This is a genomic window from Luteolibacter arcticus, assembly GCF_025950235.1.
Taxonomy (GTDB): domain Bacteria; phylum Verrucomicrobiota; class Verrucomicrobiia; order Verrucomicrobiales; family Akkermansiaceae; genus Haloferula; species Haloferula arctica.
This window is the reverse complement of sequence record NZ_JAPDDT010000011.1, coordinates 147114-163312: the sequence shown is the minus strand read 5'-3', so window position 1 is coordinate 163312 and position 16199 is coordinate 147114. Positions and strand designations below refer to the sequence as shown.

At 64.3% G+C, this 16199-nt stretch carries 4 protein-coding genes; all 4 read right to left on the bottom strand.

Features of this window, described 5'->3' with window-relative positions; all coding sequences use genetic code 11:
• Positions 1-464: 464 nt before the first annotated feature.
• The 4 genes from OKA05_RS20990 to OKA05_RS20975 all read right to left on the bottom strand — a co-directional run bounded on the left by OKA05_RS20990 (position 465) and on the right by OKA05_RS20975 (position 16108).
• The gene (locus OKA05_RS20990) at positions 465-8447 is read right to left on the bottom strand and encodes an autotransporter-associated beta strand repeat-containing protein (protein ID WP_264489155.1); all 7983 of its coding nucleotides are present in this window, start codon (positions 8445-8447) and stop codon (positions 465-467) included.
• 30 nt (positions 8448-8477) lie between these two features.
• Positions 8478-9290 carry a YdjY domain-containing protein gene (locus OKA05_RS20985; RefSeq protein WP_264489154.1) on the bottom strand — a complete coding sequence of 271 codons (813 nt, stop codon included), beginning with the start codon at positions 9288-9290 and terminating at the stop codon, positions 8478-8480.
• 201 nt (positions 9291-9491) lie between these two features.
• On the bottom strand, positions 9492-13976 hold the full coding sequence (locus OKA05_RS20980; RefSeq protein ID WP_264489153.1) for a discoidin domain-containing protein: 4485 nt from the start codon (positions 13974-13976) through the stop codon (positions 9492-9494).
• A gap of 368 nt (positions 13977-14344) precedes the next feature.
• Positions 14345-16108, bottom strand: coding sequence for a class I mannose-6-phosphate isomerase (locus OKA05_RS20975; RefSeq protein ID WP_264489152.1), 1764 nt, complete (start codon positions 16106-16108; stop codon positions 14345-14347).
• Positions 16109-16199 lie beyond the last annotated feature (91 nt).

Sequence of the window (16199 nt, the reverse complement as noted above, 5' to 3'; positions counted from 1 at the left end):
GCGAGGTCGGTCGCGGAATTTTCCGCCCTCCCATGAGCGACAGTGAGAATGCCACGATCCGCTCCGCTAAACTTCCACTCCCTTGTCAGAAAACTGATACGATCTTACCGCGACCCAACCCGAGGCGAAGGCGCGCCGCCCTTTTCAAGAAGTCCCCGGCAACGAACGTTCACCACCTCATCCAGCCGGCAAGAGATCGGGGAGGAAGGCCGCTTCTCCCAGTCGGCCTCGCCTCCCCTTGGTTCTCCCGCAGCCGGCCCGGAAAACCCAATAACCGGAAGCCAGCCGCGAATGGAAATCATCTGCCGGTGCGTGACACACGCTCCGGAGCACGCTCTATGAACGATGCTTGAACCGCGGCGAAACCACCACGCCAAGCCTACCACACGCCCCGTGAAAAACCTCCAATCTCTTGCTTAACTTCAGATACTCCCTTAACACCGCGAAGGACCTCGCTACGCAAATCAGGGATTCGCCAGCACCTTGAGCCGGATGAAGCGGCGCGACGACGTCGTGGTATTGAAGGTATCGCGGACGATGAGTTGTGTGGCCGTGTCGGTCTCGATCACCGTGCCGGACGCGGACCAGTCGTTCAGCGCGCCGCAGGTTTCCACGGAGTAGCTCAGGTTCGTCGCCTGCGGGTTCTTGTTCACTGTGATCCGCAAATGCTTGGTGCTGGCGATCGTTTCGAAATCCACGGCCGGTCCGGCGTTGTGGGCCAGCGGATTGGTGCCGAGGGCATACTCCATCAGGTTGGTGAGGCCGTCCTTGTCGGCATCGTCGCCGGGAAGGTTGGCACCCGCGTTGGCGTTGCCGAAGTTCGCGGTCTCCCAGTCGTCGTTGATGTCGTTGTCGTTCGCATCGAGACCACCGACAGGATTCGGATTGAGGGTGTAGGCCAGGACGAGGTTGTTGCCCGACTGTTGGATTGCCCAGGTGCCTTGCGGAGTGGGCAGCGCGCTCTCGTCGATCACGAACTTGTTCGCGCTGAAACCGGTGATGCCGCTCGTCGTCTGGACCAGGGTGAAGGTCTGCGAGGTCTCCGTGAAGTGGGCCAAGGTGGTCTCGTCCAAGTGAATCGTCACCGGATTGCCCGAGGTGGCAGTGAGGTTCAGCGAGTTTGCCGTGATCTTGTCCCAGCCAGTGCCTGCGGTGCCGGTCCAGTCGGCGATCTCCCATACAATGTGCGATCCTCCGGCGAGCGTCAGCGTGTTCGTAACCGTGAAGTTCCCGATCGTGCTGTTGCCTGGAGAGAGCGTGCCGCTGTTAGCCACCGTGCCAGCGATGCTGCCGCTGCCACCAAGCGTTCCCGCGGCGGCAATGGTGGTCGGCGTATTGGCGAGGCTGCCATTGATCAACAGCGTTCCTCCGTTGATCGCCGTCGCGCCGGTGTAGCTGTTCGCACCGCCGAGCACCTGAGTCCCGTTGCCGAGTTTCACCAGGCCGAATCCCCCGCTGATCGCGCCGGTGAAGAGTCCATTGCTGCCGGTGGTGCCGAGGGTGATGCCGGTGTTGCCGAGCGCACTCTGGCAGTTAAGCGAGACATTGCCCGCGCCATTTAGCGCGCCGATGGTTTCGCCGCCCCAGACCACGCTCCAGGTCCCGCCGCTGGCGACCGTGAGGTTGTTGTTCAAGAACCCGTTGTTCTGGTTGCCCGCGCTGTTGCCGGTGTACGTCTGGTTCTGCGTGGTGACCGTGCCCTGCACCAGCACGTCGCCGGTAAAAGTGTTAGGGGTTAAGCTGTTGCCAAAGCTCAGACGCAGCGTGTGGCTGCTGCCGTCCAGCACGAGGGCGGTCGAGCCGGTGGCAATGCCGGTGCCGGTGATGCGGCCGGTCCAATCCTGCGCAGTGGAGTGGCCATTGGTGTTGGTGGCCTTGAGCGTGAGCGGCACGCTGCCGGATAGAGTCAGCGGACAGGAAAGCGCGGCGGCGTTCGCGGCCAAGGCCGAGCCCGCATTGAGGGTGATCGCATGGCCGCTGCCATGGGACGTGGTCGTGATCGAGGCCGGGATCACCGGGGAGCTGACGCCGTTCTCAATCCTGAAGCCGGTGGCATTGGCCCCGGTGCTGGCATCACCGAGCGTGAGCGTGGCACCCGCGATGGCGCTGTGGTTGGACACGGCCAGCGTGCCTTGGCTGATCACCATGCCGCCGGTCAGGGAATTGGCGGCACCGAGCGTGAGGGTGCCGGCACCGGATTTGACGAGTCCTTGGGCCCCGGTCAGCACGGTGTTGAGCGTGGCGGTCTGGTTGCTCACTCTGATCACCGGACTGCCGCTCGCGATGGACAAGGTGAGCGGACCTCCGCTGCCGGTGTTGAGCGTCCAGTTGTGGCTCGGCGTGGTATCGCCGAATTTCAGCCCGCCGATGGTGCGCGCGCCATCGAGGGTGACGGTGGTGTGCGCCGTTAGATTGAGCGAGGAGAAGTCCGCGACGATCGACGCGCCGTTGGCCATGCTGTTAGACAACCAGTTCCCGGTGACCGGCCACGAACCACCCGCGGGGTTGATCCAGAATGGCGTGACCGCGGGATCGACCACTTCGATTTCAAGGGTGGCCGTGTCGAAGGCCTCGTCGCCATCGGTCACGCGAACCGTGAAGGTATTGATGCCCGTAGTGCCGCTGCCCGGCGTGCCGCTCAGTGTGCCATCGGCGGCCACGTTCAGCCAGGCGGGACCAGCAGTCTTGGTGAAGGTGAGCGTATCACCCGCATCCGGATCGGTGGCCTCAAGCTCCCCGCTGAAGGCGACGCTCATCACGGCGCTGGCGGAGATCAAGTCGCTGGCAAATGCAGGCGCCCGATTCGGCGGAATATAAGCCAGCACGAGGTTGTTGCCGAATTGACTGACCGCCCACGTCCCTTGCGGCGTGACCAAGGCACTGTCGTCGATCACGAACTGAGCCGGATCGAAGCCGGTGATCCCGTTGCTGGTTTGGACCAGGATGAAGCTCTGCGAGCTTTCCTCGAAGTTCGCCAGATCGACCTCGTGAAGATGGATCGTCACCGGACTGCCCGCGGTAGCCGTGAGGTTCAGCGAGGTCGCGGTGAGCTTGTCCCAACCGCTGCCCGCAATGCCGGTCCAGTCGGCGATCTCCCACTCGATGTCGGACCCGCCGGCGAGGGTCAGCGTGTTGGAAATCGTCAGGTTGCCGACGTCGTCGTTCCCGGGTGCGAGCGTGCCGCTGCTGCTCACCGTGCCGGCGATGCTGCCGGATCCACCGAGCCTGCCGGCCGCGGTGATCGTCGTGGGAGTATTCGCCAGGCTGCCATTGATCAGCAGCGTGCCGCCGTTGATCGTCGTCGGGCCGGTGTAGCTGCTCGCACCTCCGAAGACCTGGGTGCCACTGCCGCCGAAGGTGAAGCTGTTCAAGCTCGCGAGCCCGCCAGTGAAGACGCGGTCGCCTTCGTTGCTGGCGTTGTTGGCATTGATCGTCAGATTGAGGCTGGAGATCAGCCCGCCGCCGTTGTTCCGGATCATGCTGCCGGCACCGGCGAGACCGTCGAAGGTCTCGGTCACGGCGTTGTTGCCAAAGTTGTTCCAGGCGAAGTTGCAGCCGGCATCGATGGTCACCATCGCGGCGTCCGGAATCACGACGTTGTTAGGTCCGTTGGCACCGCCCTGGGCGTTCATGTTGCCGGGCACCCCGGTGACGCGGATGTTGCCGGTGAAGTCGTTGGCCGCGGTGTTGTTGGCCTGCCAGTAGAAGTTCGTCCCGCCGCTGTAGCTGAAGATCAGCGTGTCGTTGCCCGCACCCGCGCCGGGGCCGGTGATCTTGCCGGTATTCTGGATGCCGGTGTGAACGCCGCCGCCGTTGTACTGCCGGATGGTCAGCGGACTGTTCAGCGTGGTGATGCCACTGATCGTCGGTGCCCAGCCGCTGGTGTGGAGCGCCGCGTTGGCCACGTTGCTTCCAACGGTCAGCGTCGCGAAGGTGGGTGCCAACTGGTTGCCAAGATAGAGGTTCGGGGCGGTGCTGCCGCTGTTGGCATCGCCGATCACGATATTGGAGGTGCTTGGCAAAGCGTTGCCCACATTCAATTGAAGCCGTCCCTGCGAGATGGTGGTGGTACCACTGTAGGTATTGGCGGAGCCGAGCGCGAGGGTGCCGGACCCGGACTTGAGCATGCCCTTGGTGCCAGCCAGCACGGTGTTGAGCGTGGCGGTCTGGTTGCCCACCCTGACCAGTGGTGTGCCGCTCGCGACGGAGAGCGTGAGCGGACCGCCGCTACCGGTAGCGAGGCTCCAATTGTGGCTGGGCGTGGTATCGCCGAATTTCAGCCCGCCAATGGTGCGTGCGCCATTGAGCGTGACCGTTGTGTCCGCCGTTAGATTGAGCGTGGAGAAGTCCGCGACGATCGATGCGCCGTTGGCGATGCCGTTCGATAGCCAGTTGACGGCGACCGGCCACGAGCCACCGGCGGCATTGGTCCAGAAGGGCGTGACCGCCACATTGACCACGTCGATGCGTAGCGTCGCATTCGTGCTCATCAAGGTGCTGTCGGTGGCGCTCACGCTGAAGTCATTCAAGCCGATATCGCCCGCGACGGGAGTGCCGCTCAAGGTGCCATCGCTGGCGACCGAGAGCCACGAGGGACCGCCGGTTTTCTGATAAGTCACGGCTCCGCCTCCCTCGGGATCGATGGCAGTCAAGCTGCTGCCGTAGGCGACGCCGGGCGCAGCGGGACTACCGATGACCGGATTGGAGGCGAAGACCGGACCTTCATTGACATTGGTGACGTTGATGGTCGCGGTGGTCGTGGTGGATTGGACCGGCGAGCCGTTGTCGGTCGCGGCGATCGTCAAAACGTATGCTCCCGAGGTTTCAAAGTCAGGCGGCACCGCCACCGTGAGGGCACCCGTGGTCGGGTTGAGGGCAAAGCGTCCGCCGACATTGCCGGCCACGATGCTGTAGCCGATCGTCTGGCCCGCATTGGTATCCGTGGCCGTGAGGGTGCCGACGCTGGTTCCGGCTGGAGCATTTTCCACCACCGTGAAGGTGCCGGCACTGATCTGCGGCGCGGCATTCAGTCCGCCGGTGTAGAGCGCCTCCGCATCGGGCACGGACAGCCCCGCATTGTAGATCCGCACCTCGTCGATCTGGCCATTGAAGTACGGCGACGGCGAGTTTGCCGCGTGGCCGATCCGGACGGCGGTCTGCCAGTTGAAATCCGACTGGGCCTTGGTGCCGGCCGCGACCTGGACGCCATCGACATAGAGCTTCTGGCCGCCGATGCCACCGCCGAAGGTGTGGACGAGGTGGTGCCACTGGCCGTCGTTGTAGGCGGTGCCGCTGGTGGTGATGGTTTCTCCGGAGTAAATGTAGGCGCTGATGTTGCCGCCGGTCAGGAAGACGCTGCGGTCATAGCTGCTCGCTCCATCCACCACCGAAAACAGCCCGCCGGATGCCTGGGTCGTGCGGAACCACAGCGACACCGCGGACACGCTCTCGGAGACAGTCACCGTCGCTTGCCCGTACTGGTTCACGCCGTTGAAATTCACCGCATTGCCGAGGACTCCGGCAACGCGGGTCGGACCGTTCATAAGATTGGCCGCAGCCGTCCCGACCGAGTCGGCGCAAGTGCTGCCGGACGCTTCGTCGAGTTTCCAGTGGTTGGTCAGCAGCGGCAGGTACTGGTCGTATTCCAAGTAGACGCCATCGATCGGTGCGGAGCCATTGGCCGGCACCGGCTCGCCGGGCATCTGCCAGGCCAGGCTCGCGTGATCCCCGCCGCCGGCTTCCTTGTGAAGCAACTCGATGTAGTACTTCTGCCCCGCGACCAGATTGATGACTCCTGACTGGGCCCCGGTACTGTAGGAGCGATAATTGGTGGACCCCGTGTATTCGGCGATCTTCACCTTGGCCGCGGCGCTATCGTCGGTGCTCAGCCACAGTTGCGAGGCATCGTCAGACGCGATGAAGAAGCGGTACGCGCCGGACACCGGAGGTCTGAGCCAGCCGCTGAGTTTTTGGCCATAGTTATCGCCGTAAGCCGTCGTCCCGGCGGATGTCACCACGGAGGTGATGCGCGGGAACAAGGGGTAGTTCACAGAGGCAGTGAGATCGGCGACCGCCGAGCCGCCCAAGCCGGTCCACACCTCGCGCCGCAGCCCGCCCGGTGTGCGGGAGAGGGTGGAATTGAAGCTGAGGGTCGCGGCGTTCGAAACCAAGGTGCCCTCGGGCGTGGTGATCACACAGTCATAGGAACCGAGATGTCCGCTGCCGACATTGGTGAGGGTGAGCGTGGGCGTCGGGCTCGCGACCCAGTACGAAACGCCATTGAGACGCCACTGATAGACGAAGGGACCGGTACCGGAAGCTGCGACACTGAAGGTCGCGCCGCCCCCGGGAACGGTGCTTTGGGGAGCGGGATGAGTGGTGATGGAAGGCGGGACAGGCGTGGTGGCATTGGCACGGATGACATCGATATCCTCGACCAGATCGGGAAAGCCGGCGCGGGTGACCGTCAGCCGCACGCGATAAGCTGTGGGGCTGACGCTGGGGAAGGTGATGGTGGTGTTGGCCGTGTTGTTAGAGCTGAAGGTGGCGGTGGCCGGGCCGGACACGTGTGACCAAGCGGCGGTGTAGTTGGCCGGCGCGAGCACATTGCCGGATCCGTCGCAGACATCGATTTGAAAGGCCTGCGACGCGCTGGTGACGGTGCAGGTGTGGGCCGCGATCGTCGGCCACATGAGGGCGGGCGACTTGAAGTCCGCTAGGGTGCGGTTGGTGTTGTAGCCGGGGATCAGGCTGTAGCCGCCGTTGGCGATGCCATAGGGCAGCGCGGCGTTGATCAGGGCGCAGTGATCGTTGCTCAAATAGGCGCCGGCATCCGAGTGGGTGCGGTTTTGGAAGTAGCGCGGGCCATTGTTGGCGTTGCGGGCGAGCGCGTAATAGAAGCGCCAGTTGTCCATGAAGAAACGCTGCTGGCGGTCGTTCAAGTAGGGAGTCGCCAGTTGCTGGAACACCTGCCCGCCGATCAGGTACACGTGGGCGAGCTGGTGGTTCATGTAATTGTTGGTGATGCGGCTCTTCATGAGCTCGAGCCGGTTGAGGTCGGCGGCATCGAGCCCGCCGACGTCATCCCGATACATCGCCAAGCCAAGCAAACCGCCGGGAGTGCGACCGCCGTCCTCTCCCGTGTCACCCGTCTCAGGAGCGTAGCCAATACTCCCATTGCCACTGAGGCTGCGCCGGCAGATGAAGTTCATCTGCATGAGGTACTTCTGGTTGACCGAGGGATTGTACCAGAACGGATCGGATGGATCCGAGCGGTTGACCGGACTGGAGGTGTTGGAAAGGGTGAGGCCGCGCACCGGGTCCGCCGCGTATTGCGGCAGGGTGATCGACGATGGTAGGGCGTTGACGATGGAATTCGGGATGGGGTCTCCCGGATTCAGGTTGGTAAATCCGAAGTAGTGGCCGTCCTTCGGGCGGACGCTCATGTTCGTCCCGGCGCGGCGGGCGAAGGCCATCCCGCCGAGGTTGTGGACGCCGTTCATGTTGATGCCGCAGTACCAACCCTGGTGCATGTAGTCGCCGGTGACGCCGCCGTGCGAACTCATGCCAGCGACGCGATCGTATTCCGGCGAGAGGCCGCCGTTCACCGGTTGTTTCCACCACTGGACGGTGTTGGCGCACATCTCGGTGCCGCGTTGGAGCGGGGCGAGCACCGAGCTATCGGAGGTCTTCGCGTAATATTCCGAAAGGAACATCACATACGGTCCAAGTTCCCAGTTGCTCGGACCGCCGCTCGGATTGGGGATTGGGGAACCGTCCACCAACGCGCTTTCCGTGGGCGCATACCCCCAGTTGGTGATCTGCTGGATCGCGAGGTCGCGGATTTTATTGATCGAAAGCCGATAGGGCTTCGCGCCGGTCGTGTCGTTCCAATTGGGATGCCCTAACAAGCAAAGGCCAGTGAATCCTGTGAGATAGCCCGTGTACCCATTGCCGCTATTCATGGTTCGCGTATGGAGATCGGCCACCGCGTTCTCATACATGGCGGCGTACTTCGGGCTATTGCGCGGATAAGCGGGACCGAAGGCGCCGGACGCGGGCAGCCCGACATTCATGACCATGCCGCCGGTGCCGGCACGGATCACGAGCAGTGGCAGGATGCCGTCCCCGGCCTCCGCGCGATCGACGGCGAAGCCGAGTTCCTGGGTGACCCCATAGTGAGAGCCTCCCGTGGGTGTGAAGGTCTTGCCGAAGGCGCCGTGGATGTAGTCACCGGCCTGCAAGCCGGCGAGCGCGCCGGGACCGCCGGCATCGACCGAGCGGACCAGGGCGAGGCTTGAGTTGGCGGTCACGCTGTAGTGGCCGCCGATCGGTCCGAGGGGGAATTCCCGCCCCTCCTGTGCCGCGACGGGCAGCCACGGGATGAGGACAAGCAAGAGGCATAAGAGCCGGCGGAGGGCCGGCAAGAGCGATGGATGGGTTTTCATCGGCGTTCGGAAGCTGGGTAAGAGAACCTGTTAGTCCTTCTTTTCGGGTGCGGGGCGGAGAGAGATCTTGATGGGAAATCCGGCGGCCGGGAGCAGCTTGCCGTTCGGCACATGGAGCGTGTCGTCATCGCGTCCGGGCCGCGGATTGGTGACCAACGCGGCGGGATCATTGATCAGCGAGACGACCGATCCTTCACGGGTGGCAGCGAAGCCCCCGGCATCAATCGTCGAGCCGGTGTAGGTCCACGAACCCGGCGTGAGATGCCCGTCGGTCTCGCCCTGCGGGTGATCCTTGGCGAACGCGACGAGGTTCTCGACCGGTTCGCGGCGCAGCGGTCCGTTGGATTCCCACGACGCTTCGATCAAGACCGGCGCCGCATCCTTCTTTCCCCAACCCGCGAGCAGGCAGGCGACGTGGATGTCCTGTGGCTCGGCCTCGGTGACGAACAGCGTTTCGTGGACCTTGCCCTTGGAATTGACGAGCAAGTACTCGATGAGCCCCTCGACGGCGTGAACCTTGGCCGGAAACGAAACCGTGTGCGTCTTGCGATCGAGTTCCACCAATCCGATCTGCATGCGGTCGCCCTCGAGCTTTACTCCCAGTTCGGCGAGACGGGCCGCCGGATTGGGCACCGCAGCAGCGGCGGCCGCAGCATCCTTCGGCTGGAACTTTCCGGAATCCGTGAGCGAGCCCTTGTCAGCGGGGACGGCGTTTTGAGCGGCCAGCGGCAGTGCAGAAACAGAAAGCCCAGCGATCACCACGCACTTCACCCACGCTCGCGAACCGATGGTCGGAAACCTTGGCGAGATAGCGCTGCCGGTGGGAAGGAGGAGGGTTTTCATAAGCGGGCCGGGGCCTTGCGAAGACGGAAACCGGAATGCCATAAACATCCCGAACCATGCTCCAATCTGACACAAGGTGACGCGATCCAGCCGAAATGACTCCCTCTCCCTTGCCTAAAAACCCATACGAATTTGACCCCGGAGGGGGCGGAACAAATGCAGGCCGATCGCTTTCTCAGGAAGACCCGTGAGACCCGCGGATCAATACATCTTGCGGCCGAAGACCAGGAAGTTGCGCAAGTGAAAGCGCCCCGGCGGCTTCGACGCATCCGCCGGAGCCTGACGCTCAAGCCGGACGTAGCGGGCACGTGGTTTGCCGGGCAGGTCGATGCGCATCACCGCCTCCGCCTTGTCGCAGGTGGCGGCTTCGGTCCAAGTCTTGCCATCGGTGGAGACGAGCACCTTGAACGGCGCGGCCCACTGGAACTCCTCTTGCTCCGGTTTGAACTCATAGCGATTCACCGCGACGATCCCGGTGATCTCCGCCTCACCGGCCAGCATGATCTGGGCCCATGGCTTGGCTTCGGCCTCGGTGTCAAACCAGCCGGGCGCGCTGCCATCGAGCACGGCACGGTAAGAAAGCGGGCGGTCGAACTGGCACGCGCTGCTGGTCTGCAGCAGCCCGTCCTTCGATAGCAGGCTGCCGGACGTTGGCAGCTTCGGCGCGGCCTTGGCCTGCTCGGCATTCAGGTGCACGTCGCCGGGTGCAAGCGGCGGCAGGAAGCGGGCCGCCATCTCGCTCCACAAGCGCCACGAAGCGAGGTCGCCGGCATCCGATGCTGCCTTGATGCCGGCAACGATCTGATTGCGCATGCTGTCGACGCCAAGGCTCTCGCCGCGAGCGGAGAAGAAGCTGCCGACCGCCTTGGCGAATCCCGCGGCCGTCTCCGGCTTCGCGGTGAAGCGCGTGCGGCCCCAGTTCAGCACGTCGCCGAAGACCCGGTTGGCGGTGGGTGTCTCGGAGTAATGGATGGCGAGCAGCTTCTCGAAGAAGGACAACGCCATCGCAGGATCACCAAGCGATTCAGCCTGGATGTTGAGGACTGCGGCCAGGTTATAGCCCATGAACTTCGGTGCCTTCGCCTGCGTGATGTGTCGATGGCTGGCCAGCAACAGCTCCAGCCGCTCGGCGGGTGCCAGCGTCGGCGCGACCTTGCCATAGCAGCGGTTGACCAAAGCCCACGCCGCTTCGTGATACGGCGCATAGGCCGTGGCGATCTGGCCGATCAGTTTTTGCCATGTGCCCTTCGGCAGGTCGCTGGCGCTTTCGAACGACTTGATCGTTTCTAACAAAAGCGGGTAGTTGATCGGCTGCGCGGCGATCGCTTGCAGATAGGCTCCCGACCAATCGGCATCCCACTCGGCGGGCCCGGACCAAGTCACGGCGAGCGACCAATTGCCGCCAGCCTGGCCATACTCGAGCTTCACCGGATGAGTGCCGGAGCGGAGTTTGAGTTCCATCGGTGCCTGATTGCAGGGGACGAGGTGGTTGCCGATCTTCAGGCGCGAAGCGTCGTCGCTCTTCAGTTGAACCGTCACGGGACCGTCGCCGCTCACTTCGATCTCGCCTTCCCACGCCACGCCGAAGTTCACCGGATTCGCGGGCAGCACTTCGGAAAGATCGAAGCCGCTGGCCACACCGGTCTTCACCGGCTTGAGCTTGGCCATGTCGTCCACCTTGCCACCGGGCAAGTCATAGACGGCATAGGTCATGCCGGGCATCACGCGCACCAGCGGCCGGCGGCGGTCGAGATAAACGTGCGCCGCCCACGCAAGACGCGACGACTTCAGGAAAGCGGCCGTGTCGCCGTGCACCACCTCGTAGAGCCGGTGCATGGTGGGAAAGCCGGTGCCTTCATACACCGACGCGCCATTGGTCTCCGGGCCGGAAACATCATTGCCGGTCGGCCATTCCTCGCCGACACGCACGACATACGCGCAGTGCGCCGGCTGGCCGACCGTGGTGGACATCACACCGTGCGCCTGGGTCACGGTGGCACCGAAGCCCGACAGCGTGCCGCACACGCCGCCGACGATCCGGTGAACCGGGAACGGCCGGTCGCCAGTCCCCGTGCCGTAGTGGTGCGTCCACGGATCGATGAAGCCCCAGCCCTGCACCGAGTAGCCGTAAACATTCGGGTCGATGTAGGCGATGCCCCAGCAGGCGCCGAGGTAGTCGCGAAGGCGCTGCTGCATGGTATCCACCATGAAGCGATAGTCGCGGTCGGTGCCGGCCAGAGGGATCGCCCAGCGCATTTCGCGGGTGTCCAGGCCTTCGAAAGACACGTGCAGCAAGCCCTCGCGATGAGTGCGGAGGACACCGTGGTAGCGGTCTAACAAGCGATAGCGGTTCATCTCACCGGCAGCCAGCGCCATGGCGGTGGCGACCTTCCGGTAGAGCGGCTGGTCGAGGTCGCGGCCATTGCGATGGAGGAAGCGCAGGTTCTCGATCGCCAGCGGCCACTTCGCCTCGTCATTGGCGAGGAATGACTCCAGCCACGCGAGATCGCCGGTGAAGGCCTCGAGAAATTCCTTGCCGCCGGGGCTCGCGGCGACTTGGTCGAGGACCTCCGGCCCGCAGCGGCGGATCAGCTCGTGGCGGGCGAGGTCGAGGCGCACACTCTCGCCAGCGAATGCCTTGTCGAGCGCGTTCCGGTGGGGCGCGAAGGCGGCGGCCAGCTTGTCGCGCAAGTCGCGGCGGACCTTGAAATGATCGGTCGCGAGGGTCGTCGCGGCTGGCTCGGTGAACCACGGCTCGATCGCGAAGCGTCCGGCGCTGTCGGTCTGGGCGGCTTCGATTTCCGCGACGAAGACATAGGCGCGGTCCGGCTGCCACGCGGCGCAGTCGAGGATCGCCTCCACGCGGCCCTTGCCCGGTCCCAGGTCGGCGTCGGGCTTGGCCTCGGCCAGCACCTTGTCGCCATCTAACAACGCCAGCCGCTTCACCTTCACCGTGGCAGCCCCGGCGGCATGGGTGAGCGCGACCTTGTAGCTGCCCGGGTGGTCGAAGAAGTAGCCGGTGTCGTCCATCCGCCACGTATTGGCACCGGCTTTCACCTGCTCCGGCTTCCAGCCGTAGGTCAGGTAGGGCGTCGCGCTCTTGCCATACATCCCGATGTAGCCGCGTGCGCCGATGCCCCAGAAGGTGGCGGGATCGAGATCGGCGATCTGCTGTTGGACCTTGAAGCGCTCGTCCTCATGGCCCTTCCAACCTTTGTAGATGTGGAATTTTGCCACCATCATGCGCTGGACGTTTTCGTGGCTGAGCACCTTGTTGCGCGGGTCGGCCAGCTCCTTGTCCACGCGGGCGATCGCTTCCTGATAGTCGGCGTCGGTGAGCGCGCGCTTGCCGCCCTGCGTATCGAGCGCCTCGTTCCACGCCGGCTTCGCCCACGGGATGCCGCCCTTGGGATCCTTCGAAAAGCCGAGCCAGCGAACCGCACCGGTCACGTCCTGGGGATCGGCCGCGCGGATCTGGTCGTGGATCGGCTTGTAGCAATTCCCATTGCCGGGCCAGTTGCCGAAATCGAGTTCCGCCAGCGCTTGGCGCAGCAGTTCCGCCTGATCGGGGCCGCTGACCTTGGCAGCCTTCGCCAGCCATTCATCGCGGGCGATGCGGGTTTCGCGCAGCTTCTTCACCTGTGCCGCCAGCGTCGTCGGTGTTAGATCGCCGCGAGGCGTATCGAGCGCGGCAATCCCCCGCCCTTCCGAGTCCACCAGCGCCACCCGCGGACAACGGCCGCCATCCCACCACGTGAAGGCTTCATTGCGGGTCGCCTGCGACTGCGCGTCGGCCACCCGCGCCAGCGAGGCGGCCATCCCCTCGTCATCGACCACCGCGGCGCGCAAGCAGGCCGGGATGTGATTGTTCCACTGCGAGCGACCGGTCAAGGTCACCTTGAGATTGGCGCCCGGGCGCACCGGCTTGGCGAGTGCCAGCATCAGCGTGCGCGCCTGACGGGTGTGGGCTCCGCCATTCCATGCCTTGTCGGGCTTGTCAGTGACCCCGTCTAACAAAAGCTGGGCAGCACCCGCGCCTTCCGGCGAGTTGCCCCACGCATGGGTCGCCGCCAGCGGCTTGTCGCCATCGACGATGCTCACCTCGTTGAGGGCAAAATTGCCATTGGGCGCGCGACCCGAACCGCCATTCGGCAGCGAGGCATCCGGCAGGAAATCGAGGCGCAGCACCTGCCCGCCGCGGCTGGCGCGCACGTTCAACTGCAGCGTATCGTGTGCCGGGTTCTTCTCGCCCTTCGGATCGTCCAGCAACCACGTCCCATCGGCGCGTTTCTTGAACGACGCCCCGCCTTCCGCGCGGACCGAGGCAACTTCGTTCTCGGGCAGCTTCGCCCCCGCGGCCGTCGCTGCCAAAAATCGCGTCAACCCGGCCGCACTTTCCCCGCTGCCGAGTGCCGGCGCGCCCGCCTGCTCCGGCCGGTCCACCGTCACCAGCACGAAGCCCTCGGCCAGTTCCTTTTCGAATTCCGGTGCCTGCCACACCCCCTGGTAAAGCGTTTCGCCCAAGCGATTCCAGTCGCTGCCGCGCTGCAGCACCACGATGTCGCTGCCGCTCGCCTGCGCTTGTTCGAGCGCCTCGGTGAAATCGCGGGCACGGGTGACAGGAGCCGCCTGCAGGGCCCAGGCGGGCACCACGGTCAGGCAGAGGAGACGGGCAATCGGATTCATGAGGAGCGGACGGGAGGCGCGAGGGACAGGAGCATCCAAACGGCGCAACCCTCATTCTACCGCCCTTCCACGCAATTCACTGATACTATTTCGTGCAAAAACGCGTATTTTCGTGCAGTCCCAACGGGACGATTCATGAGCCCGGCACGCAGTGCCGGCTCCGCTGGGATCGCGGAGCCTCCGGCCCGCAGAAGCAAGCTTGCTAGCTGAAATCCACGGACGAGGCCGCGTAGAGATTCAAAGCGGTCCACGCGAACTGCTAACGACGAGAAAAGCCGCCAGGGACCGCTCGGCGGGCCAGCGGCCCGCGCCCCCAGCGGACCCCGCCAAACGATGCGGGCAAAACGGCATCCCGGCTGGCATGCGCCTCACCGCACGAAAGCCTTCAGCGTCCCACAGCACTGTCCCACCGACTCGCCATGCGGGCGGATCGTGTAGCCACCCACCGCCGCAGGCACGATGAAGGTCTCGGCGTAGTGGACGACGAACGGCTCAAAAGCACCGGTCGGACTCTCAACGATCGCCTCGCGGCCTTCGACGAGGTTGACCACATTGAGATTGCCCTCCGTGTCGTGTTCGACCGTACCGGTGAACCAATGGCGGCGCGTTTCAATGAACTCGGATTCGTGCAAGCCGGTGCGCTCTTCCGTCCAGCCATCCCCACTGGCGATCGGCTCGATGCGATTGACGAGGTTGCGTTTCGTCCACTCGGTATCGCGGTCGAATTGCAGCACCTCCTTGCCGTGATCGAGATGAATGTGCCGCGGCTTGCCATCCAGACCGAGACGCGCCCAGTCCCACAGCTTGAAGGTGAAGATGTAAGGCGTCGCGCTGATCTCGAGCACCATGCTTTCCGAGCCCGAGCAGTGGATCGTCCCGGCGGGAATCAGGAAGTGGTCGTGCTTCTTCGCCGGGAAGCGGTTGGCGTGGTCGTCGGCGGGGAATTGCTTCGAGGGATCTGTTTGCGAGGCCTTGAGGTCGCGGATCACGGCCTCGGGATCGACACCGGTTTTGAAGCCGAGGTAAACGCGAGCCTCAGGACCCGCATCGAGCATGTAGTAGCTCTCGTCCTGGGTGTAGGGCATCCCGAATTTGTCGCGGATGTATTCGTTCAGCGGATGAACCTGCAGCGACAGATTGCCGCCGCCCATCGTGTCGAGGAGATCAAAGCGAATCGGGAACTCCGCGCCAAAGCGCGCGTGGATCTTCCCCCCTAACAATTCCTCCGGATGGCGGAAGACCACATTGATCGAGGGGATCTCGAAGTCCTTCACCTCGCCGAAGCCGAGCAGCAGGCTATTCTCCTCCGGCACGCAATCGAAGCACCAGCCGTAGTTCTTCGCCGAGCGATCGAGGTCGCAAGTTTCCTTCATCCACTGCCCCCCCCACGGCGCGGGGTCGAAGAATGGCACCACCCGAAACGGCCGTGCGGCGGCGCGGCGCAAGCCCTCGCGGACCGCCCCGCCCGCCGCGAGCTTCGGCGTGGCGGCGGTGTTGGTGTCGAGCACGTAGTCGCAGCGTTCGAGCAGTGGCAGCTTGAACCGGTCCGCCACCCGCCAATCGACAAAGAAGGCCCGCTTGTATTGCAGGCTCGCGGCCTGCTTGGGATTCTGCGCGCCGAGGTTGGAGCTCTCGTTGCGGCGGAAGCGGAGCTGGGCTTCCCAGCGCGCGAGGTCGGCATAGACGACCAGATCGGCATCGGGGGCGATCAGCGAAGCACCGCAACCGACGATGAGCGCAATCCCCCCGGCGGACCTCACCCGTTGCTGGAGCGCATCCAGACGCCCGGCATCGAAGAACTGCGGCAACGTGAGATCGCTGAGGAATCCGAACACGGGATCGTCACCGCCGAGGAAGGGCTCGACCAGCGCGTCAATTTCCTCCGGCTTTTTCAAGGCAGACGCCGCCAGCAAGGTGAGCGCGGGCTTCAGTAGCATCGCGAGTTGATCCGCGACTTCGAGTTCGTCGACGCCGGGATAGCACTCGACCACCACGACCGGCCCCCGCGAATTGCAGTTGGCGAGCTTCCCGTCGAGTTCGCGGCCAATGGCTTTCCAGCCGACCTGGCAAGCGTGGCCGGGGACATCGATGCGGGGGCGCTTGTCGTAGTTGGAAGCGGTGAGCACAGGCATGAGAGCGAGAGAAAGGGTGAGCGGGACACGTGCATTCCAGCGGCGACAGCGGCGGCTCCGGAAGTGGCATGCAGGCCCCGTGGAGAGGTTG